Below are 202 nucleotides of genomic sequence, written 5' to 3'. Positions count from 1 at the left end.
CAGCGCGTCGAGGCCCTCGTCGGCCGCGCGTGCCGCGTACGCGGTGGCCCGTGCCGCGACCTCGTCCAGTTCGGGGGCGAGGCGGGCCAGGACGGCGGTCGCCTCGAAGGGGTTGAGGCTGAGGAGGCGTACGGCGGCGGTGGCCGGCCCGCTGACGGTCTCGTACGCCGCGCAGTGCGCCGCGTCCCCGGGCGTGAGCCCG

At 78.7% G+C, this 202-nt stretch carries 1 protein-coding gene; it reads right to left on the bottom strand.

Translation table 11 applies throughout. From position 1 onward, the window contains the following. A partial coding sequence (locus tag GT042_RS25820; RefSeq protein WP_345943917.1) for an urease accessory UreF family protein occupies positions 1-202 on the bottom strand: 202 nt, incomplete at both ends.

The sequence above is a fragment of the Streptomyces sp. SID3212 genome, from assembly GCF_009865405.1.
Classification (GTDB): Bacteria; Actinomycetota; Actinomycetes; order Streptomycetales; family Streptomycetaceae; genus Streptomyces.
Note: the sequence above shows the minus strand (reverse complement) of the source record. Positions and strands in the feature narration are given on the sequence as shown.